This is a genomic window from Streptomyces sp. NPDC012466, from assembly GCF_042955215.1.
In the GTDB taxonomy this organism is placed as follows: Bacteria; Actinomycetota; Actinomycetes; order Streptomycetales; family Streptomycetaceae; genus Streptomyces.
In genome coordinates this window covers 1-24,849 of record NZ_JBIBEQ010000007.1, presented here as the reverse complement: position 1 = coordinate 24,849, position 24,849 = coordinate 1, and the positions used below count along the sequence as shown (strand labels likewise).

The window sequence follows — 24,849 nt, the reverse complement described above, 5'->3', positions numbered from 1 at the left end:
GCTGCGGACCGCAAGATTGCTTGGTGCAATCGGGGACGAGTGAAGGCGGGAGGGGCGTTCCAGGCGTCGGCATGCTCCCATCGTCGCAGGCGGTCGCTTCGTCAATCAGTGGAACGCCCATCCTCACGACCGGCGCGTCCTCGCTTCCAGGCCGTGCCCGTTTTCCGACTGTTCGCGTCCCTGACCGGTGCCGTTCGCTGGCGTTCGCGCCACAGCTCAGAAGCGGTGCGCAGCGAGTCGACCTACTTCGGCAATGGCGCGCTTACACAACCCAGACTGCTCTTCTCAGTCTGTGACCCATCACAGTTTGCGCCGTTTCTGGTGTCACCTTCGGGGCGGACTCGAATGGTGACACCCGTGGCCTCCGCTGGAGCGGTAAAGCGGAAGGATACTTTCTGCTCTACATTCCCATTGCGATCCGGCCGCAACAAAGCGCGGTAAATGGCTGGCTCCAACTCCGTCTTGCCACGTGTAGCGTCTACTTCCACAACAATCTGCCGTCGATCAGCCACACGGTCAGCCTTGACGGTAAAGGTCATTTTAACGTCCGAGCCTCGCTCAATCGTAACATCTGCGATGTTGGGCCGTCCGCCGGTGGTAGCCGCCTGGGCCACGAAGATGATCGTCAGCAACAAAGCCAGCAGATAAAAGAAGGTTCCAATAGCGAGCAGCCAAGCTTGGCTCCGGTTACCCTCTTGCGTCTTATTAAAAAACAACGAGCAGATACTCAATGCAATCGCAACAAGGGCAAAAATTGCGACAAAGATGTACACCCAAACATAGTTCTTAACGGCAATGAGTAGCGCGTCCTGCGAAAGCCCGAAAGCCGTACCGAACCCGGCAACGGCCGTGAAGGCCGCCGCCAAGATCTTGGCCACCTGCCCAAGATCTTTATCAACTTTCTCCTCACGTGCAGCGTCAGGATCGACTCCAGCACCGGGAGGAATAGCTGCTGCACTCACACTTTCTCCTGACTCTCACGATGGAAGCGTCAGCATTAAGTATGTGCTTGGGCGAGCGGATCAGCGACTGTGGGCAACCGCTACGAGAGGGATTCACCCGTGCAGCGGATCAGGTCCACAAGCAGGAATCGCTCGTTAGGAGGCGCGGACCAACGGTGATCCCACCCCCTTTCCCCTCCGCGCGTGAAATCACAGGGAGCCGCCTGGGCCTCCTCGAACCTGTCCCGGCAGACGAATCACCCTGAGGTGGTTGAACCCTCTGGTCGGCCCGGATGCGGCTCAACGGGCTGGCGAACGGCAAGGGCGCCTCGTTGTCAGTGCTGCGTCCTAGGATTCACTCAACTGCACCTTCACTTGAGGGGTCCTGTGCCTACGTGGCTTCTGCACTGCAACCCGAAGAAGTTTGACCTGGAGAGCTTCCGTCGCGACGGACACGTTCTGCCGTCATGGCCTATCGCGCGCTACGTGAACGAGGTGGCAGCCGGCGACAAGTTCGTGCTGTGGGTGAGCGGACCGAACGCCGGCGTAATCGCCCACGGCCACTTCACCGGCAGCGCGGGATACGGCCAACCCGACCTGGACTACTGGGCAGAAGACCCCGGCCCAAGGCACCACGTTCCACTGCAGGTTGATGAGTGGCTGGACCTGCGCGTGCCCAAGAGCCAACTTGCTCAAAGGGCACGGACCGAAGTGGCGCCTGGAGCCTGGAGACGAGATCCGGCGGGTCGAGCTGCACAAGCAGTACGGAGGGAGCTCCCAGAACGGGATCTCACCGTCGAGCACCACGAACAATATCCTCATCTTCACCGCGGCCAGCTCCGGTCATCAGCACGGCTACTACGACACCTGGAACGAAGACGGCACCTTTCACTACACCGGCGAAGGGCAGACCGGCGATCAAAAGATGCTCCGCGGCAACAAGGCCATCCTGGAGCATCAAGAGACCGGCAAGCGCCTGCGTCTGTTCGATGGCGCTCGGGGAACAGTGCGCTATCTCGGAGAGTGGGCGCTCGACCCAGACGATCCGTACTCCGAGGATGAGGCGCCCGCCACAGGCGGTGGTCCACTGCGTAAGGACATTCGCTTCCACCTCGTGCCGGTGAAGGCCACGATCACCGCCCCTGACGTCGGGATCGGGCAGGCATACGTGGCGCCAGCCGAGAACGTCTCGCCGGCGTCGGCCGTCCCCACCACGCCGGACCCTGATCTTGTAGGTCGTAACCTGTCGACGCATCGGCGACTCCAGAACGCCTTGGCCGAGGAAGCACAGAAGCGCGGCTTCACGGCGCTCTCCCCGGACGCTTCCGACCCCGATTTCGACCTCGCCTGGCGCGATGCCGCGGGACGAGTGACTGTCTGCGAGGTCAGGTCGCTGACGACCGCTGACGAGGCCCGCCAGCTTCGCGCAGGTCTTGGGCAGGTACTCGACTATCAGGATCAACTCCGCGAACGCGCGTTGGAGGCAGTGGCCGTTCTGTGGGTCGAACGGGCGCCGTCGGAGGAAAGGTGGGTCGACCTGTGTCAGCGGGTCGGTGTAACCCTCGCTTGGCCCCCCGGGAGGACTCGGTGTTCGATAGCTGAGCGGATGCCCAGAGCCTCGGCGCCCTGCTCACGACCTTTGGCTAGCCACCTCTCAGGCCATGCTCAAAAGGTCGCAGATAGCCTGCTCAGTCCAGTGCCCTGCGGCGCCGGGACACGCTGCTACGTACGAGGCCACCGCCTCTACGTCCCATGCGCCGGCGGTCAGTAGTCCCGAAGCCAAGAAGCGCACGTAGGCAGCGGAGGGCGGGACCCATCCGACGTCCCGCACGCCCCAGGGGGCGGTGAAGGTCAGGACCGGCAATCCTTCGACCTGACCAGCGCACACGAGTGTCTCGTAGCGGCCCTCACCTAGCACCGCGCAGCCATCTGCCAGCACGTCCACCAGCTCAAGACCTGCGCCCGGCTCTCGGTACATCTCTTGGGCGGCGATGTCAGAGAACTGGTCGGTGGTCACCAGGTGTGCCCTGGCCAGCACTCGTCCGCTTGCCTGGGGGTCATAGAAGGCCCTCCCGCCGCCCCACACGGGTGATTCGGTTGCGAAATACATCGCGCCAGTCAGTTCAACAGGGATAGAACGGGCGGGCATTGCCGGGTTTCTGCACCCCGGATACTCCCTCGCCGCGCCGGGTGGGCAACCGCCTTTGATGTAGGCAGCCAGTCGATCGAGGTGCATATTCGAACCGTAGGACGTGTACCAGACCTGTTCCGGATATCGGTCGGTCGGCAACGTCGGATCGATGCTATGTAGGGCCTTCACTCTTGCCTGCTCCTGAGAGACGTGCCTAGTCCCGCTGAAACGTCGTACCTGATGACATGACGGTCTCCCGGAAGAATCGTGATCATTACTCGTAGGGGCCGATTGTTCTCGTCGTAGCCCGTGCGCATGTGCACTGCGACAGGGGTGGCGGAGGGCAGAGACAGCTTTTCGACCTCAGCACGAGTCGGCATCCGCACAGTGATCTCATCCCGATAGCGCGCCTGGACGAGACCAACGCTGGCCGACACGCCACCCGGCGCTGACACATCTTCGGGCAGCATCAACGGCGTACCTCGGACTAGCTCTTCCGGGAAGTAGGAGTCAGCCAGGGCATACGGATCGTGGTCCACTATGCCTCCTGGCTCGTCGGCGCCGGATGGACCACCTGGGCCATGACGAATGGTCCCCTGACCTGGGCCGCCCTCGGCTCCCTCGCCACGATCGGTGTCGGCATAGGCGCAGCTGCCCGCTCCACCGCCCTGTTCGAGGAGGCCCGCGAGGAGGAAGCGCTCGCGGCCGAGCAGAGGGAGATTGCACGGGAGTTATCCGCGGAGCGGCGGGCGATCGCAGCAGAGTGGGTGGAGCGGATCCAGCGGATCTGCTCGATCAGCGTGCGGGTGGTCGGTGTGGAGATGTGGCCGACCGGCGCGGGCTACTCCCTGGATCTGGAGCCGCAGGGCGGCGTCACCTAGGACCGGATCGCGCAGTACTCGGTAGCCCTGTCCGCGGATGCCAGGCTGTCGCACGGCTGCACCGCCACCGCGGGGCCCGGTATCCACCAGGGCCGCACGATCATGGACGTGACCACGGTCAACGTCCTCAAGGAGGACTGCCCCTACCCGGACGACTACGGGCCCCTGTCGGTCCTGTCCGGCCTGCCGTGGGGGGTGCGCACCAACGGCGAGATCGTCTCCGCCTACCTGCGCGAACAATGCGCGCTCGTGGTCGGTCCTACGGGGTCGGGCAAGACGAACATGGTGCGCACGATCCTCGCCGGATTCGCCCGCGCGCAGGACGTGCTCACCTGGGTGATCGACCTCAACGCCGCAGCGCGGGCCTGCCCTGGGTCCTGCCCGCCCTCAACGGCGAGCTCACCAGCCAGGACGGCAAGCCCGTCCGGCCCGGCGTGGACTGGCTCACCTCCTCCTACGAGGAGGCCGCGCTGATGCTCGATGCCGCGCTGGCCATCGGACTGCACCGCAAGAAGGCGTATCAGGACCTGCTGGCCAAGGCGAACACGGACCTGCTCCCCATCAGCTCCAAGATTCCGCAGATTCTGCTGGTCATCGACGAGGGCGCGGAAATCCTGATCAGCACCGACCGGCAGATGAAGCAACTCGCCAAGAAGATCCTGGAAGTCATCCGGATGCTGCGCGCCATGGGCATCCGCACCGTGCTCACCGCGCTCGGTGGCACCGGCAGCGTGCTGGGCAACCTGATGATCCGCCGGGAAGGCAAGGTCCGCGTCGCCCTGACCGGCGGTGAGACCGAGGGCATGGACCTGGGCAAGAGAGCCCCGGCAGGCTCTCGCCCTGCTCGATGCCGTGCGTACACAGAGCCCCCGCGGGCGACGCTTGGTCGCGTTCTTCGGCTGCATGTACTACGCGGCAGCACGGCCAGCGGAAGTCATCGGTCTCTGCCTCCAAGACTGCGACCTGCCCCGCCGGGGATGGGGCACTCTGCGACTGCGGGAGACCCGTCCACGCTCAGGGTCAGCCTGGACGGACAGCGGCGAAGCGCACGACCGGCGAGGGCTCAAGCACCGGCCCAGGAAAGCGGTCCGCACCGTGCCGGTCCCGCCCGATCTCGTGAACCTGCTCAGGTGGCACGTCACTGCGTACGGCGTCGCCCCCGACGGGCGGCTGTTCCGGACGCAACGCGGCGGACTCATCCAGGACACCGGATACGGCGAGGTGTGGGCGGAAGCCCGCGCGCGTGCTCTCACACCCGCTCAGCGCGCATCACTGCTCGCGAAGCGTCCATATGATCTTCGCCACGCGGCCGTGTCCCCGTGGCTTAGCTCCGGGGTGGAACCGCAGGAGGTGGCCGCGCGCACCGGCCACAGCGTGTCCGTGCTGTTCCGGGTGTGCGCGAAGTGCCTGGACGGCGGCGCCGCCACGGCGAACGCCCGCATCGAGCGGGCACTGAGGAACGGCGGCTAGGAAAGTCTGAAGCTGCCCCACATCTGCCCCACACGGGCTGGTCAGCACCCGAATCAGGGTGAGACATACTGGGAAAAAGCGCGCATAGCGACCAGTGCGCGCCCGTAACGCCGAAAGGGTCTGTGACCAGCATTGCTGCTGGTCACAGACCCTTTCGGTCTTGTGGCGGCGCCAGGATTCGAACCTGGGAAGGCTGAGCCGGCAGATTTACAGTCTGCTCCCTTTGGCCGCTCGGGCACACCGCCGGGGTAGCTGCCCGTCGAGCCGCTTTTCCGCGGCGCTCCGTGGCAACGACGTAAACAATACCCGATGCGGAGGGGTGCTTCGCCACCCGATTGATCGGCGCTCGGAGGGCCGGGGGTGGCTAGGCTTGTCCGGATGCGGCCCGGGACCCGAACGGGCCCTGCGGCCGCCCACATACGCCGGTACGCACGATACGCACCCCGATACAAGGAGCCACAGGACATGGCCGACTCCAGTTTCGACATCGTCTCGAAGGTCGAGCGGCAGGAGGTCGACAACGCACTCAACCAGGCCGCCAAGGAGATCTCACAGCGCTACGACTTCAAGGGCGTGGGTGCCTCGATCTCGTGGTCCGGTGAGCAGATCCTCATGGAGGCGAACTCCGAGGACCGGGTGAAGGCCATCCTCGACGTCTTCCAGTCCAAGCTGATCAAGCGGGGCATCTCACTGAAGGCTCTGGACGCGGGCGAGCCCCAGCTCTCCGGCAAGGAGTACAAGATCTTCTCGTCGATCAAGGAGGGCATCTCCCAGGAGAACGCCAAGAAGGTGGCGAAGACCATCCGCGACGAGGGCCCCAAGGGCGTGAAGGCGCAGGTGCAGGGCGAGGAGCTGCGGGTCAGCTCCAAGAGCCGTGACGACCTTCAGGCCGTCATCAACCTGCTCAAGGGCAAGGACTTCGACTTCGCGATGCAGTTCGTGAACTACCGGTAGGTCCGGTCCCCCGGGCTTCCGCCCGCACGGTCACGAGGAAGGGTGGGCACTGCCGGTGTCCACCCTTCTCGTCTGCCGGTCGCGGTCAGTCAGCCGGTCGCGGGCGGCGGGCGCGGTCAGTCGCGCGAGTTGCCGAACAGAAGGCGATAGGCGATCAGAAGGACGAACGATCCGCCGATCGCCGCCGCCCAGGTCGCACCGTCGTAGAAGTCCTTGGTGACCGGGTGGTCCATCCAGCGGGCCGATATCCAGCCGCCGATGAACGCGCCCGCGATACCGATCAGCGTCGTGCCGATGAGGCCACCCGGGTCGCGCCCCGGCAGCAGGAACTTCGCGATGGCTCCGGCCAACAGTCCGAGGATGATCCAGCTGATGATGGTCATGCCGTGAACCTGCCCTTTCACGCTGTGCCCGCACTGTCCCGGCCCTGTGATCTTGCTTCCGGCAGGCCGAGACCCTGCGTCGTAGGTCGGGCGTCTCGCGTGCGGCGGCCTTGCCGCGCCCGTTAACGCCCTGTTGGTGGGCAGGACGCCTCGGCTCTGCCCGCCGGTTGCGCTGATCAGTAAGGTGCGACGCATGACAGCCCCCGGATCCGGACTGCGCCGCACCCTCGGTGTGGGTGACGCCGTCGTCATCGGACTCGGCTCGATGGTGGGAGCCGGGATCTTCGCCGCCCTCGCGCCCGCGGCACACGCCGCCGGCTCGGGGCTGCTCCTCGGACTCGCCCTCGCCGCCGTGGTCGCGTACTGCAACGCCATGTCGTCGGCGCGCCTCGCCGCCCTGTATCCGGCTTCGGGTGGCACGTACGTGTACGGGCGGGAGCGGCTCGGGGAGTTCTGGGGGTATCTCGCGGGCTGGTCGTTCGTGGTCGGGAAGACGGCCTCCTGTGCGGCGATGGCCCTCACCGTGGGCACGTATGTCTGGCCGGGGCAGGCGCACGCGGTGGCGGTCGGGGCCGTGGTGGCGCTGACGGCGGTGAACTACGGCGGTGTCCAGAAGTCCGCGTGGCTGACGCGGGTGATCGTCGCGCTGGTCCTGGCTGTCCTCGCTTTCGTGGTGGTCGTGTGTCTGGTGTCCGGTGAGGCCGATGCCGGGCGGCTGGACATCGGTGCCTCGGGTGGTGCGGACGGGGTGCTGGAGGCGGCCGGTCTGCTGTTCTTCGCGTTCGCCGGGTACGCCCGGATCGCGACCCTCGGTGAGGAGGTGCGGGATCCGGCTCGCACCATTCCGCGTGCGATCCCGCTGGCGCTCGGCATCGCCCTGGTGGTGTACGCGTGTGTGGCGGTGGCTGTCCTTTCGGTACTCGGGTCGGGCGGTCTCGGGGACGCGACGGCACCGCTGGCCGACGCGGTGCGGGCGGCCGGGGCGCCCTGGCTCGTGCCGGTGGTGCGGATCGGTGCGGCGGTGGCCGCGATGGGGTCGCTGCTCGCGCTGATCCTGGGGGTGTCCCGGACGACGCTGGCCATGGCACGGGACCGGCATCTGCCGTCGGCGCTGGCCGCCGTGCATCCGCGTTTCCAGGTGCCGCACCGGGCGGAGCTGGCCGTGGGTGCGGTGGTCGCGGTCCTGGCCGCCACGGTGGACGTCCGGGGCGCGATCGGGTTCTCCTCCTTCGGTGTGCTGGCGTACTACGCCGTGGCCAACGCGTCGGCCTGGACCTTGTCTTCGGCGCCGGCGGCGCGGGGGGTGCCGGTGGTAGGGCTGGCCGGGTGCGCGGTGCTGGCGTTCTCGCTGCCCGGGGTTTCGGTGGTGGTGGGCGCGGGGGTGCTGGCGGTGGGGGCCGTTGCGTACGCGGTGCGGCGGGGAGTGAAGACGGAGGGAGCCGGGAGGCGTTAGGGCCCGACGCCCCTTGCGGCCGGGCGCTCAGGGGTCTCCGGGTCCGGGTCTTGCGGATGCTCTCGCGTCGGCGGCCGGGGTGCGCGAAGTGCCGGCCTCCGCGTGGCTGTTGTGGGTCTGGGTCGTCACTCGGGCGGGCAACTGCTCGATCGCGGTCATGGATTCATCATGCAGACCGCCACCGACAGGCGGGCGGGCCTGTGGACAACCCCCGGCCTGTGGACATCGAGGAGGGATGCCCCCCTCGTCGCTCCGTCAGCGCACCGCGAACGGCTCGTCCGTCCGCACGATGTCGCGGCCGAGTGGGAGCAGTGAGACCGGGATGAGCTTGAAGTTGGCGATGCCCAGCGGGATGCCGATGATCGTGACGCACAGGGCGATGCCGGTGGCGATGTGGCCGAGGGTGAGCCACCAGCCCGCGAGCACCAGCCACAGCACGTTGCCCACACAGGACGGGGCGCCCGCGTCACGGCGTTCGACCGTCGTGTACCCGAAGGGCCACAGGGCGTAGACGCCGATGCGGAAGGCCGCGATGCCGAACGGGATGCCGATGATCGTGATGCACAGGAGCAGGCCCGCGAGCATGTAGGCGAGGAACAGCCAGAAGCCGCTCAGGACGAGCCATATGACGTTGAGAATGGTCCTCACTGGTTCCCACCTGCCATCTTCTCGAGCCGGGCGATACGTTCCGCCATCGGCGGGTGTGTGGAGAACATCTTCGAGAGGCCCTGGCCGGGCCGGAACGGGTTCGCGATCATCATGTGACTGGCGGTCTCGATGCGCGGCTCGGGCGGCAGCGGCAGCTGCTTCGTGCCGAGTTCGAGCTTGCGCAGGGCGCTGGCCAGGGCGAGCGGATCGCCGGTCAGCTGGGCGCCGGAGGCGTCCGCCTGGTACTCCCGGGAACGGCTGATGGCCAGTTGGATGAGCGAGGCGGCGAGCGGGCCCAGGAGCATGATCAGCAGCATGCCGAGCAGGCCGGGGCCGTCGTCGTCGTCCGAGCGCCCGATGGGGATGAGCCAGGCGAAGTTGACCAGGAACATGATGACCGAGGCGAGGGCGCCGGCGACCGACGAGATGAGGATGTCGCGGTTGTACACGTGGCTGAGCTCGTGGCCGATGACGCCGCGCAGCTCGCGCTCGTCCAGCAGGCGCAGGATGCCGTCGGTGCAGCAGACCGCGGCGTTGCGTGGGTTGCGGCCGGTGGCGAAGGCGTTGGGGGCTTCCGTCGGGGAGATGTACAGGCGGGGCATGGGCTGGCGGGCCTGGGTGGAGAGCTCGCGGACCATGCGGTAGAGCCCGGGGGCCTCGAACTCGCTCACCGGGCGGGCGCGCATGGCGCGCAGCGCCAGTTTGTCGCTGTTCCAGTACGCGTACGCGTTGGTGGCCAGTGCGACCACGACGGCGATGACGAGCCCCATGCGGCCGAAGAAGCTGCCGATGACGATGATGAGTGCGGACAGTCCTCCGAGGAGGATCGCTGTCCTGAGCCCGTTGTGCCGGCGGTGCACGGTGCGCCCTCCAAGTGGTGCGGCAGGGGGACCTTTGCTTGCTGGATGTCGGTGCCACTGGTGCCGCGTTCTCACGTCCAGTGGACCCTCCCGTACTGGTCAACGCCAGGCGGGAGGCTCTAGTTCCCTTGTGCGTGCGGCGGCGGTTGTGGACCGTCCGGGTGACGGCGCCGGGAAGCGGCACGCGCGCGTGGGGGCGAGTGCCCCACGCGCGCGCGGTGTAAGCGGCCGGTTTTCCGGGAAGCCCGGTCTGTTCAGAAGAGCCCGGTGTCGGTGAAGCGCAGGACCAGCTGGGGTGCGCCGGACAGGACGATCCCGAGGACGCCGGTCAGGACGATCGCTGCGGTGACCGGGCCGGGGACGCGGTGCTTCTCGGGTTCGCCCTCGGGGGTGCGGAAGAGCAGGGCCGTCCACTGGAGGTAGTAGAACAGCGCGATGACGACGTTGACGGCCATGATCACGGCCAGCCAGCCGAGGCCGGCGTCGACGGCCGCCGAGAAGACGGTGACCTTGGCGAAGAGGCCGATGATGCCCGGGGGCAGTCCGGCGAGGCAGAGCAGGAAGAACGCCAGGAGCAGCGCGGACAGGGGGCTGGACGCGTACAGGCCGCGGTAGTCGGCGACGCGGTTGAGGGACTTCGTGCGGCCGACCAGCGCGGCCACGGCGAAGGCGCCCAGGTTCACCGCGCCGTACATCAGGGCGTAGGCGACGGTGGAGCCGATCGACTTCTCGGCGTCCCGGGAGTACGCGGCGGCGGCGATCGGCACCAAGAGGTAGCCGGCCTGGCCCACGGAGGACCAGGCGAGCAGGCGGACCGCGCTGTACGCGCGCGTGGCCTGCTGGCGCAGGGCTCCGACGTTGCCGACGGTCATGGTGAGCGCGGCCAGGACGGCCAGCGCCGGGCCCCAGACGTCCGCGTAGGACGGGAGGGCCACGACCGTGACCAGGATCAGGCCGCTGAAGCCGACGGCCTTGCCGATGACCGACAGGTAGGCCGCGATGGGCAGGGGCGCCCCCACGTACGTGTCGGGCACCCAGAAGTGGAAGGGCACGGCGGCCGTCTTGAAGGCGAAGCCGACGAGGGTGAGGACGACGCCGGTCTGGGCGAGGGTGTGGAACTGCCCGTCGACGTTCTGGACGCGGTCGGCGACCTGGGTGAGGTAGAGGGTGCCGGTGGTGGCGTACACGAAGCTGACGCCCATGAGGCTGACCGCGGTCGCGGTGACCGAGGACAGGAAGAACTTCAGGGCCGCCTCGGAGGACTTCCGGTCGCCGTACCGCAGGCCGACCAGCGCGAAGGCGGGCAGGGAGGCGACCTCAAGGGCGACGATCAGCGTCGCGAGGTCGCGGGAGGCGGGCAGCAGGGCGGCGCCTGCCGCGGAGGACAGCAGCAGGAACCAGTACTCGCCTTCGGGAAGCTCCTTGCGGGCGTCCTTCAGGGCGGTGACGGACAGGAGGGCGGCGAGGAGGGCTCCGCCGAGGACCAGGAACTGGATGACCAGGGTGAAGCGGTCGGCCGTGTAGCTGCACACGGCGGCGTCGCCGGTCAGGCAGAAGGTGCTGCGGTCGCCGTCCAGCAGGGGCAGCAGCATCGCCGTGGCGACGGCCAGGCCCGCCACCGACGTCCAGCCGAGCAGGGCCTTGCGGTGCTCGGCGACGAACAGGTCGGCGACCAGCACGACGAGTCCGACGACCGCCGCGATGGTGGGCGGTGCGATGGCGAGCCAGTCGACGGACTGGACCAGCGAGGCGGCCAGGGACTGGGCCGGGGAGCTCATCGGGTGCCTCCTGCGAGGAGCTGCTGGACGGCCGGGTCGCTCAGGCCGAGGAGAGCCTTGGGCCACAGGCCCGCGACGACGGTGAGGACGACGAGCGGGGTCCACGCCGCGAACTCGTACGAGCGGACGTCGGTGAGCCCGGGGGCGTCCTTGGGCAGGGCGCCCATGCAGACGCGGCGGACCACGATCAGCAGGTACGCGGCCGTCAGCAACGTGCCGAACGCGCCGATCGCCATGAAGGTGAGGAACGCGGGCCGGCTGAGGCCCTCGGCCGGCCGGAACGCGCCGAACAGGGCCAGCATCTCGCCCCAGAAGCCGGCCAGGCCCGGCAGGCCGAGCGAGGCGACGGCGGCGAAGGCGAGCAGGCCTCCGAGGCGCGGGGCCTTGCCGTACAGGGCGGCTCCCGTCTCCTCGGCGAGGGTGTCGAGGTCGGTGGTGCCGGTGCGGTCCTTCAGGGCGCCGACCAGGAAGAACAGCAGGCCGGTGATGAGGCCGTGGGCGATGTTGGCGAACAGGGCGCCGTTCACGCCGGTCGGGGTCATCGTCGAGATGCCGAGCAGGACGAAGCCCATGTGGCCGACGGAGGAGTAGGCGATGAGGCGCTTGAGGTCGCCCTTCGCGCCCTGCTTGGCGAGGGCCAGACAGGCCAGCGATCCGTAGATGATGCCGACGACGGCCAGGGCGGCGAGGTAGGGCGCGAAGGTGCGGAACCCGTCCGGTGCGATGGGGAGCAGGATCCGGACGAATCCGTACGTACCCATCTTCAGCAGGACACCGGCCAGGAGGACCGAGCCGACGGTCGGGGCGGCGGTGTGGGCGTCGGGCAGCCAGCTGTGCAGCGGCCACATCGGCGTCTTCACGGCGAGCCCGACGCCGATCGCCAGAACGGCGATGACCTGCACGGATGCGGTCAGGGACCGGCCGTTGTCAGTGGCGAGTGCCACCATGTCGAACGTGCCCGCCTTGATTCCGATCAGGAGCAGGCCGAGCAGCATGACCACGGAGCCGAGCAGCGTGTAGAGGATGAACCGCCACGCGGCCTGGCTGCGGCCCTCGCCGCCCCAGCGGGCGATGAGGAAGTACATCGGGATGAGGACCATCTCGAAGGCGAGGAAGAACAGCAGCAGGTCGAGGACGGCGAAGGTCGCCAGCGTGCCGGACTCGAGGACGAGCAGCAGGGCGACGAAGGCCTTCGGGGTCGGACCCGCGGGCATCTTGAAGTACGAGTAGAGCGCGCAGAGGAAGGTCAGCAGCGCGGTCAGGACCAGAAGGGGGAGGGAGATGCCGTCGATGCCGAGGTGGATGCGTACGTCGAGTGCGGGAATCCAGCTGATGTCAGTGTCGGCCTGCATCTTCGACGGCTGGTCGTGGTCGAAGCCGAGCGCGAGGGCGATCGCCGCGATGAGGACCGCGCCCGTGACGGTGACGCCGTGCCGGAGCACGGCCTGCTCGGGTGATTTCCCCTTCAGCCCGGGCGGGGCGGGCAGGAGAGCGGCGGCGGCGCCGAGGAGCGGGCCGACGACGACGAACGCCAGAAGGAACTGCATCACGGACTCGTTGATATCGATCACGCCTGCTCACGCTCCGGTGGCGACGAGGACGACGGCGACCGCGAGGACGACGGTGCCGGCGAGCAGCGCGCTCACATAGGTCTGGACGTTGCCGGTCTGGGCGCGCCGTACGGCGGCGCCGAGCCAGCGGGGCAGCGCACCCGCACCGCGCACGTAGGTCTCGACGACCTCGCGGTCGAGGAACCGGACGAGGCTCGCTGCGGCCTGGACCGGGCGGACGAAGAGGGCCGAGTACACGGCGTCCACGTGGAAGCCGGCGGCGGCGTGCCGGTGCAGGGGGCCCAGCAGCAGCCGTCCGGGGTCGGCGGGGTCCGGCGCGTAGGCGATGTCCCCGTAGGCCGGCTCGTGCGTGGCGATGGCTTCCGCCTCGACCTGCGCGGCGTCGCCCTCGGGGTGGGCCGCGACGGCGCCGAGCGGGACGCGGGCGGTGAGCGCGGTGGTGTGCCGCCAGGCGGCGTAGGTGACGATGCCGCCGACCAGGGCCACACCCGTGCCGAGCACAGAGGTGGTCAGGGTCGGGCCGAGGTCGCGGCCGTCGAACCAGTCGGGCAGCAGGCGGAAGGTGAACCCGCCGAGGGCCAGGGACGGGACGGCCAGCACCCACAGCACGACGGTCATCGTCAGTGGCTGCCTGCCGTGGTCGGGGGCCTCGGTGCCCCGGCCCCGGAAGGCCAGCAGCCACAGGCGCATCGCGTAGGCGGCGGTGAGCACGGCCGTGAGCAGACCGGCGACGAGGACGATCCAGCCCGCGGCGGCGGGGGCGTGCTCGGTGTGTCCGGTGACCACGTGCTCGGCGACGCCGAGGACGGCCTCCTTGGAGAAGAAGCCGCTGAACGGCGGGATCGCGGCGAGTGCGAGGAGCGCCACGGTCATCGTCCAGTAGGCGTCGGGGACGCGGTCGCGCAGGTTCCGCATGCGGGACATGGCGGCGAGCGAGTTGGTGCCGGCGGCGTGGATGATCACGCCCGCGGCGAGGAACAGCAGCGCCTTGAAGGCGCCGTGGGACAGGAGGTGGAAGACGGCGGCCCCGCGGTCGCCGACGGCGAGGGCGCCCGTCATGTAGCCGAGCTGGCCGATCGTCGAGTAGGCGAGGACGCGCTTGATGTCGTCCTGGGCGAGCGCGGCGAGCGCCGAGCCGGTCATCGTGACGGCTGCCATGACGGCGAGGACGACCATCGCGGCCTGGGAGGCCTCGAAGACCGGGAGGAGACGGGCGATGAAGTAGACACCTGCGGCGACCATCGTCGCGGCGTGGATCAGCGCGGAGACGGGGGTCGGGCCCGCCATCGCGTCGGGGAGCCAGGTGTGCAGCGGGAACTGCGCCGACTTGCCCGCCACACCCGCGAGGAGCAGCAGGGCGATCAGCGTCGGATGGTCGAGTCCACCGCTCGCGACGGTGCCGAGGATCCGGGTGATGCGGAACGATCCGGCGTCGGTGGCCAGGGCGAACAGGCCGATGAGGAAGGGGACGTCGCCGAGCTTGGTGACCAGGAAGGCCTTGAGGGAGGCGGCCCGGGCCTCCGGGGTCTCCCAGTAGTGCCCGACGAGGAAGTAGGAGCAGATGCCCATGACTTCCCAGCCGACCAGCAGCACCATCAGGTCACCCGAGTAGACGACCAGGAGCATCGCGGAGGTGAACAGCGAGACGAGGGCGGCGTAGGAGGGGTAACGCGGATCGTCGCGCAGGTAGCCCGTCGAGTAGATCTGCACGCAGGAGGCGACCAGGCCGACCAGGACGGCGACGAGGGCGGCGAAGCCGTCGATGTGCAGGGCGAGCTCGATCGGGACCGAGCCGGTGGGGGTGAGTTCCGTGGCCGAGTCGACGGCCGCGTCACCGCCCTGGCGTACGGCGACCAGCGCGGCGAGCACCAGGGAGGCGAGCGTCGGCAGGACGGCGAGCGGGCGGACGAAGCCGGGTGCCGTGCGGCCGAGGAGCAGGCCGGCGGCGGCGCCGAGGAACGGAAGGAGGGGGACGAGGACGGCGAGGGTGGTCGTGGTCACGCGGTGGCCTCAGCCTTCTGGGCCTCGTCGGGCTTCCCGGCCGTGCGGGCCTCGTGGCCGGGGTCGTCGGGGTCGTGCCGTTCGGCGGTGTCGCGGAGCCTGTCGATGTCCGCGGTGCCGCGGTTGCGGTGGACGGCGAGGACGATCGCCAGGCCGATGCCGATCTCGGCGGCGGCGATGGCGATGGTGAACAGGGTCAGGGCCTGGCCGGAGTGCAGGGTGTCCTCGGCGGTCTTGCTCAGCCAGACGTCGAAGGCGACCAGGTTGAGGTTGACGGCGTTGAGCATCAGCTCGACCGACATCAGGACCAGGATCGCGTTGCGGCGGGCGAGGACGCCGTACAGGCCCGTGCAGAAGAGGAGGGCGGAGAGCACGGCGGGATAGGCGAGGTGCATCAGCGGGCCCCTTCCGTGTCACGCCGGGTGTCCGCGCCGCTCGGGGTGGTGGCGTCGGCCTTCGCCTTGCGGGACAGGACGATCGCGCCGACCAGGGCGGCGAGGAGGAGGACGGAGAGGGCCTCGAAGGGGAGGACCCAGTTCTGGAAGAGGCTCGCGCCGGTCACCTCGGTGGAGCCGGCGGCGGGGCCGTCCAGGTCGATCCAGGTCGTGCGGAAGGCGTCGACGACGACCCAGACCAGGGCGGCTGCCGCGGCGACGGCCACGGTGAGGGCGGCCCAGCGGTTGCCCGAGTCGGCGTCCGGGGAGCGGCCGATGGGGGCCCGGGTGAGCATCAGGCCGAACAGGAGGAGGACGACGACGGAACCGACGTAGATGAGGACCTGCACCCACGCGATGAACTCCGCGGTGAGCAGGAGGTACTCGACGGCCAGGCCGCCGAGGGCGACCACGAGCCACAGGGCGGCGTGCACCAGCTGCCGGGTGGTGACGGTGACGAGCGCGGCGCCGAAGGTGACCAGGCCGACGAGGAGGAAGGCGATCTCGACGCCGGTCGGGGAGAGGAAGCCGTGGGTCTCGGCGGCGGCCCCGGTGGTCCGGCCCGTCGCGAGGAGAGCTGCGGTCGCGGAGAAGGTCATTCCTGGCCCTCCTGCCCGGGCTTCGGCTGACCCGGCCCGGACTGGCCCGGCTCGGGCGGGCCAGGGTTCTTCGGCTGGTCGGTCTGCTGCTTGGAGTCGCCCTGGGGACGGGTGGGCTGCTCGGCGGCGCGGGCCTGCTCGTCGGCGTGCGGTTCGGTGACCGGCGGGGCCTGCTGGGCGGCCAGCTTCTCGGCGGTCTTGCGGGCGGTGGCGAGTTCCTTCGGTTCCTCCGCGCCGGGGTCGAGGGCGGGCGGGGCCGGGACGGTCCACATCCACTCGCGGAGCTTGTCGCGCTCATGGGTGAGGTCGCGGATGTCGGTCTCGGCGTACTCGAACTCCGGGGACCAGAACAGGGCGTCGAAAGGACAGACCTCGATGCAGATACCGCAGTACATGCACAGGGAGAAGTCGATGGCGAACCGGTCGAGGACGTTGCGGCTGCGCTCGCGGCCGCCCGGAGTCGCGGCCGGGACCGTCTCCTTGTGGGAGTCGATGTAGATGCACCAGTCCGGGCACTCGCGCGCGCACAGCATGCAGACCGTGCAGTTCTCCTCGAACAGGCCGATCACACCGCGGCTGCGGGGCGGGAGGTCGGGCTGGGCGTCCGGGTACTGCGCGGTGACGGACTTCTTCGTCATCGTGCGGAGGGTGACGGCCAGGCCCTTGGCGAGGCCACTGCCGGGAAGGGGGGCCATGGTTACTGGATCACCACCTTGACGATGCCGGTGAGGGCGATCTGGGCGAGGGCGAGGGGGACGAGGAGGGTCCAGGCGAGCTTCTGGAGCTGGTCCTCGCGCAGACGGGGGTAGGTGACGCGCAGCCAGATCACGAGGAAGGCGAGGACGGCGGTCTTCAGCAGGGTCCAGACCCAGCCGAGGCCGTCGGCGCCCCAGGGACCGTGCCAGCCGCCCAGGAAGAGGACGGTGGTCAGGCCGCACAGGACGACGATTCCGGCGTACTCGGCGAGGAGGAAGAGGGCGAAACGGAGGCCGGTGTACTCGGTGTAGGCGCCGAAGATGATCTCCGAGTCGGCGACGGGCATGTCGAAGGGCGGGCGCTGGAGTTCGGCGAGGCCGGCCACGAAGAAGACGATCGCGCCGACGATCTGCCACGGCAGCCAGCACCACTCGAAGGCGTCGAGGATGCCGGGGAGGGAGACGGTGCCGGCCGCCATCGCCACCGAGGCGGCGGTCAGGAGCATCGGCAGTTCGTAGGCGAGGAGCTGGGCGGCGGTGCGCAGGCCGCCGAGCAGGGAGAACTTGTTCGCGGACGCCCATCCGGCCATGAGCGAGCCGAGGACGCCGACGCCCATCACGGCCAGGACGAAGAAGACACCCGCGTCGATGACCTGGCCGACGGCTCCCTCGCCCGGGCCGATGGGGATGGCGAGCAGGACGAGGAGATACGGCAGGAGGGCGACGGCCGGGGCCAGCTGGAAGATGCGGCGGTCGGCGCCCGCGGGGACGACGTCCTCCTTCTGCGCGAACTTCACACCGTCGGCGACGAGCTGGGCCCAGCCGTGGAAGCCGCCGGCGTACATGGGGCCGAGACGGCCCTGCATGTGGGCCATCACCTTGTGTTCGGTCTGGCCGATGACCAGGGGGAAGGTGAGGAAGACGACGAAGACGACCAGGAGTCGCAGGGCGACGTCGAGCACGTCATTCACTGCGAGCCTCCTGCGGGGTCCTCGGGGTTGCCGGGGTTGGGATTGCCGGGGTTGGGGTTGTCGGGCTTCCCGGGGTTGTCGGGGTTGCCGGTGGGCTTGGTGTCGTCGTCCGTGGGCGCGGAGGTCTGCGACCCGCCTGGCGGCTCCGGAGACGGCGACTGCCCCGCCTCCGGCGAGGGTTCGGGGGCCGGTTCGTCGAAGGTCGGGCGGGCGTGGTGCCAGGGGGCGTCCGAGCTGCGCGGGGCGCTCGAAGCCCTGCCCGGCCGACTGTCACCGCGGCCGGGCGCGGCCCGCCGGCTCCCCCCGCCCTCCGGACCGGGCGTCGCGGAGTCGGGGCCGGGTGTCGCGGACTCGGGGTGAGGTGTTGCGGACTCGGGGTCAGGAACCGCGGACTCGGGGTGAGGTGTCGCGGCTGTCGAGCCGGTCGGCTGCTGACTCGCCGAACCCTCCGACGCCGAGCGGTTGCGCCGCGGTCGGGCCGAAGCGGGAGCGGCCGGCCCGCCGGACGTGGGCTGACCCGCGCCCCCCGGCTCCTGCGGCGTGGGCTGGCCCACCCCACCCGGCTCCTGCGTGGGCTGGCCCGCCGCGCCCTGAGCAGCCGGCTCCCCCGGCGTGGGCTGGCCCGCCGAAGTCGGAGCCTGCGCCTCCCCCGGCGCGGGCTGGCCCGCCGCGCCCCGAGCAGCCGGCTCCCCCGCCGCGGACCGACCCGTCGAAGTCGGAGCAGCCGCGTCACCCGAGACGGACTGGCTCGCCGAGCCCTCCGTCGCCGTACGGGTCCGCCGTGGGGAAGAAGCCGGGGTCGGGGTCTCCGCGGCACCGGTCTGGCTCGCGGAGCCCTCCGAGGCCGAGCGGGTCCGGCGTGCCGGGCGTTCGCCCGCGGGACGTGCCGCGGCTCGGGCGGGGCGTTCGCCTGCCGCGCGCCCCGCTCCCCGGGCCGGACGGGCGGGGGCCGGAGGGAGTTGGCCCTTGAGGGGGCCCCACTCGTTGGGGTCGGGGACGCCGGGCGGGAGCATCTGGCGGCGCTTGGGGCCGCCGTGTTCCGACTCGCCCGGTTCCTTCGCGCCGGGCCAGGCCTTGGCGACGCGGGCGGCCAGGACGAAGTCCTTCCGCAGGGGGTGGCCCTCGAAGTTCTCGGGCAGGAGCAGGTGGTCCAGCCCCGGGTGGCCTTCGAAGGTGATGCCGAACATCTCGTGCGTCTCGCGCTCGTGCCAGGCGGCACCCGCGTAGACGTCGACCGCCGAGGGCAGGGCGGGAGCCTCGTGCGGGACGGTCGTACGCAGGAGGAGACGCCGTACGGGGGAGAGCGCCGCGACGTGGGCCGTGACGCAAAAGCCCGTGCCCGGTTCGTCGACCGCGCTCAGCCAGTCGAAGTAGGTGCAGCCGAGCCGGTCGCGGGCGGTTCGCAGGGCGGCGATCCAGGCAGCCGGCGGGACGTCGACCGTCAGGACCTCGTAGGACTCCTCGGCGGTGGCGTCGGGGCCGAAGAGCTCCTCGGCGTCGGTGGGCAGCCAGCCGACGGCGGTCATCGTCCCTCCCCCGGCGTCGCGTCGGAACCCGGGGCGGGGGCGGGCGGCTGCACCAGGCCGCTCTGCAGCGCCGCCGCCGACGGGCGGGCGGTGCCGTACCGCTCCCCCAGCGACTCGCGGGCGATCTTCTCCTGGAGCTTGAGGATGCCCTGGAGCAGCGCCTCGGGCCGGGGCGGGCAACCGGGGACGTAGACGTCGACGGGGATGATCTGGTCGACGCCCTTGGTGACGGAGTACGAGTCCCAGTAGGGGCCGCCGCAGTTGCTGCACGCGCCGAAGGAGATGACGTACTTGGGTTCCGGCATCTGCTCGTAGAGGCGCTTGACCGCCGGTGCCATCTTGTCCGTGACCGTGCCGGACACCACCATCAGGTCGGCCTGGCGCGGGCCCGGGGCGAACGGGATGACGCCGAGCCGGATGAAGTCGTGGCGGGCCATCGACGCGGCGATGAACTCGATCGCGCAGCAGGCGAGGCCGAAGTTGAAGACCCAGAGCGAGTAGCGGCGGCCCCAGTTGAGGATCACCTTCATCGGCTCGGGGGCGAGGCGCGCGAGGGCGCCCAGCCGCTTGGGCTCGGGCAGCAGAACGGGCTCGGACACCGAGGGGTTCACGTCCATGCCAGGACGCCCTTCTTGTATGCGTAGAGCAGGCCCACGGCCAGGAAGCCGAGGAAGATGAACATCTCGACCAGGGTCGCGGCGCCGTAGCCGGGGGCGGCGAAGACGGTCGCCCAGGGGAACAGGAAGATCGAGTCGACGGCGAAGATCACGTAGAGGAAGGCGTACACGTAGTAGCGGACCTGGGTGTGGGCCCAGCCCTCGCCCACGGGGTCGACGCCGCATTCGTATGTCAGGAGCTTCTCGGGGGTGGGGACCACGGGCCGCAGCAGGCGGCCGGCCCCGAAGGCGACGGCGACGAACAGCACACCGACGACGGCGAGCAGTCCGACGACCGAATAGGACTGGAAGTAGTCCGCCGCGACGACGGTCGTGGTGACGACGGTCGGTTCCGGCACGTCCGTCCCTCGCTCCCTGAAACTCGGACCTGGATCCTGCGACGATGCTGCGGCTCACTCGGATGCCGCCGTTCGACGATCTGTACGCACGGGAGTCTAGGCCCTGATAAAGGCAGGGTAAGCAGCCCGTCACGGCCCGGCATGCGGGGGTGGGGTTTTCCTCAGTTGATCCTGGCGGTCCACCTCATGGCGCGGCCGCCCGCCGCCGGGCACGCTAACGCATATGACCCAACGCATCCCGTCCCCGGGTACCAAGGCGGCCTCCACGGCGGCCGGGCCGGACGACCGTCCGCCGCCCCCGCGTCTCGCCTACGACCGGCACACCTGGAAAGAGATCGCGCACCTGCTGGCCAACCTTCCGGTCGCGCTGCTCGGATTCACCTACGTCGTGACGGTGCTGTTCACCGGTTTCGGACTGACCGTCACGGTGATTGGGTTCCCGCTGCTCGCCGCCGGACTCGTGGGCGCGCGGCAGTTGGGCAGGCTGGAGCGGGCGCGGGCCAGGGCGCTGCTCGGAGTGCGGGTGGACGAGCCGAGCCGGCTGCGGCTGCGCGGCGAGGGCGGCTTCTTCCAGCGGCTGTGGATGCAGCTGAAGGACCCGGTGGGCTGGCGCACGGTCCTGTACGAGTTCATCCGGCTGCCGTGGGGCGTCCTCACCTTCACCGTCACGCTGACCTCGCTGTTCGTGCTGTGGCCGGTGCTGCCGTTCATCGCCCGCGGGCTGACCAACGCCGACCGGGCCATGGTGCGGGGGCTGCTGTCGCCCTCCGACGAGCTGGAGCGGCGGATCTCCGAGCTGGAGTCGGACCGGGGGGTCGTGGTGGACACGGCGGCGGCCGACCTGCGGCGCATCGAGCGGGATCTGCACGACGGGGCGCAGGCCCGGCTGGTGGCGCTGGCCATGGGTCTCGGCCTGGCCAAGGAGAAGGTGCTGGAGGATCCCGACGCGGCGGCGGCAATGGTCGAGGAGGCACACGGCGAGGTGAAGCTGGCGCTCCAGGAGCTGCGTGATCTGGCGCGCGGTATCCATCCGGCGGTCCTGACAGACCGCGGGCTGGACGCGGCCCTGTCGTCGGTCGCCTCGCGCTGCACGGTTCCGGTGAAGGTGACGGTCGATCTGCCGGAGCGGCCGGCCGCGGCCATCGAGGGCATCGCCTACTTCACCGTCTCGGAGCTGCTGCAGAACGTCAGCAAGCACAGCGGGGCGAACGCGGCCTCGGTGGAGGTGTGGCGGACGGACACCCGGCTCCTCATACAGGTGTGGGACGACGGGGGCGGGGGCGCGAGCCTCGACGGCGGTACGGGGATGAAGGGCCTGGCGGACCGGCTGAACGCCGTCGACGGGCTGTTCGTCCTGGAGTCGCCTCCGGGCGGCCCGACGACGATCACGGCGGAGCTGCCGTGGCGCGACCGTGGCGACGCCACCGTCGCCATGGGCGCACGTTGAGCCTCCGGGCCGGGACCCTGCACGTCGTGGCCCACCGGGCCGTGGTCCGCCGAGTCTCAGCCCGGCGAACCCCGGCCCAGTAGGCCTTATTCCACCGGGCCGTGGCCCAGTCGGCCGTAGACCGGTGGGCCATAGACCGGTGGGCCATAGACCGGTGGGCCATAGACCGGTGGGCCATAGGTAGGGAAAACCCCCCTCCACAGACGCCGACGGACTCCATGGTCCGTCGACCTGCGGCGGAGCAGGGTGGAGGTACGGGAGCACAGCCGCAGGACGAGGAGAAGGACGACGCCGATGGCCACGGAGTACGGACAGGGATACGGGCTCGACAGCGGGTCCGGGTTCACCGGGAGCACCGAACGGCGGCACCGGGTGCCCGCCGCGCTGCGGGCGCCGGTCGAGGGCCGCACCTGGCGCGAGCTCGCCCATGTGCTGCTCAGCCTGCCGATCAGCATCCTGCTGTTCACCTACGCGGTCACGATGGTGTCGCTGGGGGCGGGCCTGCTGGTCACGTTCCTGGGCATCCCGGTGCTGGCGGCGGCGCTCGCCGGGTGCCGCGGCTTCGGCGCGATGGAGCGGACGCGGGCACGGGCCCTGCTGGGTCTGGAGGTGGCCGAGCCGGAGCCGCTGCGGGTGAGGAAGGCGGGGGCCCTGGCGTGGATGGGGGCCGTCCTCAAGAGCGGCGCCTCGTGGCGGGCGCTGCTCTACGCGGTGCTGCAGCTGCCCTGGGCGGTGTTCTCGTTCGTCGTCGCCGTGAACGTCTGGGTGCTGGGCTGGGCGCTGCTGACGTACCCGCTGTGGTTCTGGGTGTTCCCGATGTACGCCGGGCAGGACGGCGTCCAGCTGTACGGCGACGAGGCGCACCGGATCTACCTGGACAACCCCTTCGAGATCACGGTGACCGCGCTGGTGGGGCTGCTGTTCACGATCGCCACGCCGTGGATCGTGCGGGCGCTGACGATGGTGGACCGGCTGATGGTGCACGGACTGCTCGGCCCGTCGCGGCTGGTCTCGCGGGTGGTGGAGCTGGAGTCGGACCGGGGGGTCGTGGTGGACACGGCGGCGGCCGACCTGCGGCGCATCGAGCGGGATCTGCACGACGGGGCGCAGGCCCGGCTGGTGGCGCTGGCCATGGATCTGGGGCTGGCGAAGGAGAAACTGCAGGAGGACCCGGAGACGGCCGCGCGGATGGTGGACGAGGCACACGGCGAGGTGAAGACGGCGCTCCAGGAGCTGCGGGACCTCGCCCGGGGGATCCATCCGGCGGTCCTGACCGACCGCGGGCTGGACGCGGCCCTGTCGTCGGTGGCGTCGCGCTGCACGGTGCCCGTGCAGGTCGAGGTCGACCTGGCGGAGCGGCCGGCGCCGGCGATCGAGGGGATCGCGTACTTCACGGTGTCGGAGCTGCTCCAGAACGTCAGCAAGCACGCCCGGGCCACCTGGGCGGGCGTCGAGGTGTGGCGGACGGAGAACCGGCTGATGCTGCAGGTCGTGGACAACGGCGTGGGCGGGGCCGACACGGCCCAGGGATCGGGACTCGCGGGGCTGGCGGAGCGGCTCGACGCGGTGGACGGGATCCTGGTCGTGGACTCGCCGGCGGGCGGTCCGACCCGGGTGACCGCGGAGCTGCCGTGGCGGGGGGCGCACGTGCGCTGACCGCCGCGGGGGCCCGGCCCCCGTGATCTGTGACGGGGCCAGGGGTCTTCACCTCTGGCCCCGAAGCTTCCCCCCGCCCCCCAACCACTCGTTCGGCCAGTCAAGAAACCGGTCCCGTCCCCATACACCTCCCGACCCTGAAATGCTGGACCCGTCGCACGGGTGGGCGCGGAGCCGTTGTGGGCTGCGGACGGGCGGCATCGGGCTGTGGGGGGCCGAACATCGTGGAGGACAGGGTGCGGGTGGTCATCGCCGAGGATTCAGTGCTGCTCAGGGAGGGCCTGACCCGGTTGCTGACCGACCGGGGGCACGACGTCGTCGCCGGCGTGGGTGACGGTGAGGCTCTGATCAAGACCATCACCGAGCTGGATGCGCAGGGCGAGCTGCCGGACGTGGTCGTGGCGGACGTGCGGATGCCGCCGACGCACACGGACGAGGGAGTGCGGGCGGCGGTGCAGCTGCGCAAGGCACACCCGGGGCTCGGCGTGCTGGTGCTGTCGCAGTACGTGGAGGAGCGTTACGCCACGGAGCTGCTGGCGGGGTCCAGCCGGGGTGTCGGTTATCTGCTGAAGGACCGGGTCGCCGAGGTGCGGGAGTTCGTGGACGCCGTGGTGCGGGTGGCGGAGGGCGGTACGGCGCTCGACCCGGAGGTGGTCGCGCAGTTGCTGGGCCGCAGCCGTAAGCAGGACGTGCTCGCGGGGCTCACCCCCAGGGAGCGTGAGGTGCTGGGGCTGATGGCCGAGGGGCGGACGAACTCGGCGATCGCGCGGCAGCTCGTGGTGAGCGACGGGGCGGTCGAGAAGCACGTCAGCAACATCTTCCTGAAGCTGGGGCTGTCCCCGAGCGACGGTGACCACCGCAGGGTGCTGGCGGTGCTGACGTACCTCAACTCCTGACACACCTCGACTTGAGGGCGCGCGGAAAATCCTGACAAGTCCGGGCGCGCGATCATCTCAATGTCGTGTCCAAGATGCGAATGACCCGAAGAAGGCGACCCTTGCGGTCGTAGGGTTGATCCTGGGAGGGCCTGCGGGAAGGCCGCTCCCGGACAGCCGCCTCTAGGGAGGTCCAGTTCAGTGACCAGCCAGGTCAGTAGCCCAGCGGAGCAGGCCGACGGAGCAGTCGTAGGAGAGCAGCGCAAAGCGGCGGGCGCGAAGGATGTCAGGCGCCTGGACCGGGTGATCATCAGGTTCGCGGGGGACTCGGGTGACGGTATGCAGCTCACCGGTGACCGTTTCACCTCGGAGACGGCGTCGTTCGGCAACGACCTGTCGACGCTGCCGAACTTCCCGGCCGAGATCAGGGCGCCCGCCGGGACGCTGCCGGGTGTGTCGTCGTTCCAGCTGCATTTCGCCGACCACGACATCCTCACGCCCGGGGATGCGCCGAACGTGCTGGTGGCGATGAACCCGGCGGCTTTGAAGGCGAACATCGG

At 69.9% G+C, this 24,849-nt stretch carries 21 protein-coding genes, 1 tRNA gene and 3 pseudogenes; 9 read left to right on the top strand and 16 right to left on the bottom strand.

Annotated elements, in window-relative coordinates; genetic code table 11:
* Window positions 1-242: 242 nt before the first annotated feature.
* The gene (locus tag ACFY9E_RS24895; protein ID WP_390987663.1) at window positions 243-962 is read right to left on the bottom strand and encodes a hypothetical protein; all 720 of its coding nucleotides are present in this window, start codon (window positions 960-962) and stop codon (window positions 243-245) included.
* Window positions 963-1,629: 667 nt separating this feature from the next.
* On the opposite strand from ACFY9E_RS24895, the gene ACFY9E_RS24890 reads away from it, so the two are divergent.
* Window positions 1,630-2,712 (top strand): hypothetical protein, encoded by a 1,083-nt coding sequence (locus ACFY9E_RS24890; RefSeq protein WP_390987661.1) that lies wholly within the window; start codon window positions 1,630-1,632, stop codon window positions 2,710-2,712.
* A 545-nt stretch (window positions 2,713-3,257) separates the two neighbouring features.
* Here the strand turns inward: ACFY9E_RS24890 and ACFY9E_RS24885 are convergent.
* Window positions 3,258-3,611, bottom strand: a complete 354-nt coding sequence (locus tag ACFY9E_RS24885) for a UTRA domain-containing protein (protein ID WP_390987660.1) — start codon at window positions 3,609-3,611, stop codon at window positions 3,258-3,260.
* Here ACFY9E_RS24885 and ACFY9E_RS24880 point away from each other — a divergent pair.
* A pseudogene (locus ACFY9E_RS24880) lies at window positions 3,612-4,795 on the top strand (FtsK/SpoIIIE domain-containing protein); the annotation flags it as partial.
* A pseudogene (locus ACFY9E_RS24875) lies at window positions 4,773-5,423 on the top strand (tyrosine-type recombinase/integrase); the annotation flags it as partial. The pseudogenes ACFY9E_RS24880 and ACFY9E_RS24875, both read left to right, overlap by 23 nt.
* 163 nt (window positions 5,424-5,586) lie before the next feature.
* Here ACFY9E_RS24875 and ACFY9E_RS24870 read toward each other — a convergent pair.
* Window positions 5,587-5,668 (bottom strand) — tRNA-Tyr (locus ACFY9E_RS24870).
* A 220-nt stretch (window positions 5,669-5,888) separates the two neighbouring features.
* Here ACFY9E_RS24870 and ACFY9E_RS24865 point away from each other — a divergent pair.
* A complete protein-coding gene (locus ACFY9E_RS24865) occupies window positions 5,889-6,377 on the top strand; it encodes a YajQ family cyclic di-GMP-binding protein (RefSeq protein ID WP_283973896.1) in 489 nt (162 codons plus the stop codon).
* A 116-nt stretch (window positions 6,378-6,493) separates the two neighbouring features.
* On the opposite strand, the gene ACFY9E_RS24860 is transcribed toward ACFY9E_RS24865, so the two are convergent.
* Complete coding sequence (locus ACFY9E_RS24860; RefSeq protein WP_390987658.1) at window positions 6,494-6,760, bottom strand: GlsB/YeaQ/YmgE family stress response membrane protein; 267 nt, start codon at window positions 6,758-6,760, stop codon at window positions 6,494-6,496.
* Window positions 6,761-6,953: 193 nt separating this feature from the next.
* On the opposite strand from ACFY9E_RS24860, the gene ACFY9E_RS24855 reads away from it, so the two are divergent.
* Window positions 6,954-8,213 (top strand): amino acid permease, encoded by a 1,260-nt coding sequence (locus ACFY9E_RS24855; RefSeq protein ID WP_390987656.1) that lies wholly within the window; start codon window positions 6,954-6,956, stop codon window positions 8,211-8,213.
* A 255-nt stretch (window positions 8,214-8,468) separates the two neighbouring features.
* On the opposite strand, the gene ACFY9E_RS24850 is transcribed toward ACFY9E_RS24855, so the two are convergent.
* The 12 genes from ACFY9E_RS24850 to ACFY9E_RS24795 form a co-directional block, all read right to left on the bottom strand.
* Window positions 8,469-8,861, bottom strand: a complete 393-nt coding sequence (locus tag ACFY9E_RS24850) for a YccF domain-containing protein (protein WP_283974144.1) — start codon at window positions 8,859-8,861, stop codon at window positions 8,469-8,471.
* Entirely contained in the window at window positions 8,858-9,721 is an 864-nt protein-coding gene (htpX, locus tag ACFY9E_RS24845; RefSeq protein WP_390987655.1) for a zinc metalloprotease HtpX, read from the bottom strand. The genes ACFY9E_RS24850 and htpX overlap by 4 nt, the downstream gene beginning before the upstream one ends.
* 254 nt (window positions 9,722-9,975) lie before the next feature.
* The gene (locus tag ACFY9E_RS24840; protein ID WP_390987653.1) at window positions 9,976-11,499 is read right to left on the bottom strand and encodes a proton-conducting transporter membrane subunit; all 1,524 of its coding nucleotides are present in this window, start codon (window positions 11,497-11,499) and stop codon (window positions 9,976-9,978) included.
* Entirely contained in the window at window positions 11,496-13,070 is a 1,575-nt protein-coding gene (locus ACFY9E_RS24835; protein WP_390987652.1) for an NADH-quinone oxidoreductase subunit M, read from the bottom strand. Before ACFY9E_RS24835 ends, ACFY9E_RS24840 begins: the two co-directional genes overlap by 4 nt.
* Window positions 13,071-13,076: 6 nt before the next feature.
* Window positions 13,077-15,071 (bottom strand): NADH-quinone oxidoreductase subunit L, encoded by a 1,995-nt coding sequence (locus ACFY9E_RS24830; protein WP_390987650.1) that lies wholly within the window; start codon window positions 15,069-15,071, stop codon window positions 13,077-13,079.
* Window positions 15,068-15,466: an NADH-quinone oxidoreductase subunit NuoK gene (nuoK, locus tag ACFY9E_RS24825; protein ID WP_390987648.1), complete on the bottom strand. Its 399-nt coding sequence runs from the start codon at window positions 15,464-15,466 to the stop codon at window positions 15,068-15,070. Before nuoK ends, ACFY9E_RS24830 begins: the two co-directional genes overlap by 4 nt.
* Entirely contained in the window at window positions 15,466-16,104 is a 639-nt protein-coding gene (locus ACFY9E_RS24820; RefSeq protein ID WP_390987647.1) for an NADH-quinone oxidoreductase subunit J, read from the bottom strand. The genes nuoK and ACFY9E_RS24820 overlap by 1 nt, the downstream gene beginning before the upstream one ends.
* A complete protein-coding gene (locus tag ACFY9E_RS24815; protein ID WP_390987646.1) occupies window positions 16,101-16,799 on the bottom strand; it encodes a 4Fe-4S binding protein in 699 nt (232 codons plus the stop codon). The genes ACFY9E_RS24820 and ACFY9E_RS24815 overlap by 4 nt, the downstream gene beginning before the upstream one ends.
* Before the next feature lie 2 nt (window positions 16,800-16,801).
* Window positions 16,802-17,770 (bottom strand): NADH-quinone oxidoreductase subunit H, encoded by a 969-nt coding sequence (locus ACFY9E_RS24810; RefSeq protein ID WP_390987644.1) that lies wholly within the window; start codon window positions 17,768-17,770, stop codon window positions 16,802-16,804.
* Complete coding sequence (locus ACFY9E_RS24805) at window positions 17,767-19,296, bottom strand: NADH-quinone oxidoreductase subunit C (RefSeq protein ID WP_390987643.1); 1,530 nt, start codon at window positions 19,294-19,296, stop codon at window positions 17,767-17,769. The genes ACFY9E_RS24810 and ACFY9E_RS24805 overlap by 4 nt, the downstream gene beginning before the upstream one ends.
* On the bottom strand, window positions 19,293-19,913 hold the full coding sequence (locus tag ACFY9E_RS24800) for an NADH-quinone oxidoreductase subunit NuoB (protein ID WP_390987641.1): 621 nt from the start codon (window positions 19,911-19,913) through the stop codon (window positions 19,293-19,295). Before ACFY9E_RS24800 ends, ACFY9E_RS24805 begins: the two co-directional genes overlap by 4 nt.
* Entirely contained in the window at window positions 19,904-20,311 is a 408-nt protein-coding gene (locus ACFY9E_RS24795) for an NADH-quinone oxidoreductase subunit A (RefSeq protein WP_030234112.1), read from the bottom strand. The genes ACFY9E_RS24800 and ACFY9E_RS24795 overlap by 10 nt, the downstream gene beginning before the upstream one ends.
* Before the next feature lie 223 nt (window positions 20,312-20,534).
* On the opposite strand from ACFY9E_RS24795, the gene ACFY9E_RS24790 reads away from it, so the two are divergent.
* The 4 genes and pseudogenes from ACFY9E_RS24790 to ACFY9E_RS24775 all read left to right on the top strand — a co-directional run.
* The gene (locus ACFY9E_RS24790; protein WP_390987639.1) at window positions 20,535-21,758 is read left to right on the top strand and encodes a sensor domain-containing protein; all 1,224 of its coding nucleotides are present in this window, start codon (window positions 20,535-20,537) and stop codon (window positions 21,756-21,758) included.
* Window positions 21,759-22,052: 294 nt separating this feature from the next.
* Window positions 22,053-23,414 carry a sensor domain-containing protein gene (locus ACFY9E_RS24785; RefSeq protein ID WP_390987638.1) on the top strand — a complete coding sequence of 454 codons (1,362 nt, stop codon included), beginning with the start codon at window positions 22,053-22,055 and terminating at the stop codon, window positions 23,412-23,414.
* A gap of 236 nt (window positions 23,415-23,650) precedes the next feature.
* Window positions 23,651-24,310: a LuxR C-terminal-related transcriptional regulator gene (locus ACFY9E_RS24780; protein ID WP_390988376.1), complete on the top strand. Its 660-nt coding sequence runs from the start codon at window positions 23,651-23,653 to the stop codon at window positions 24,308-24,310.
* A gap of 180 nt (window positions 24,311-24,490) precedes the next feature.
* Window positions 24,491-24,849, top strand: a pseudogene (locus ACFY9E_RS24775) (2-oxoglutarate ferredoxin oxidoreductase subunit alpha); the annotation flags it as partial.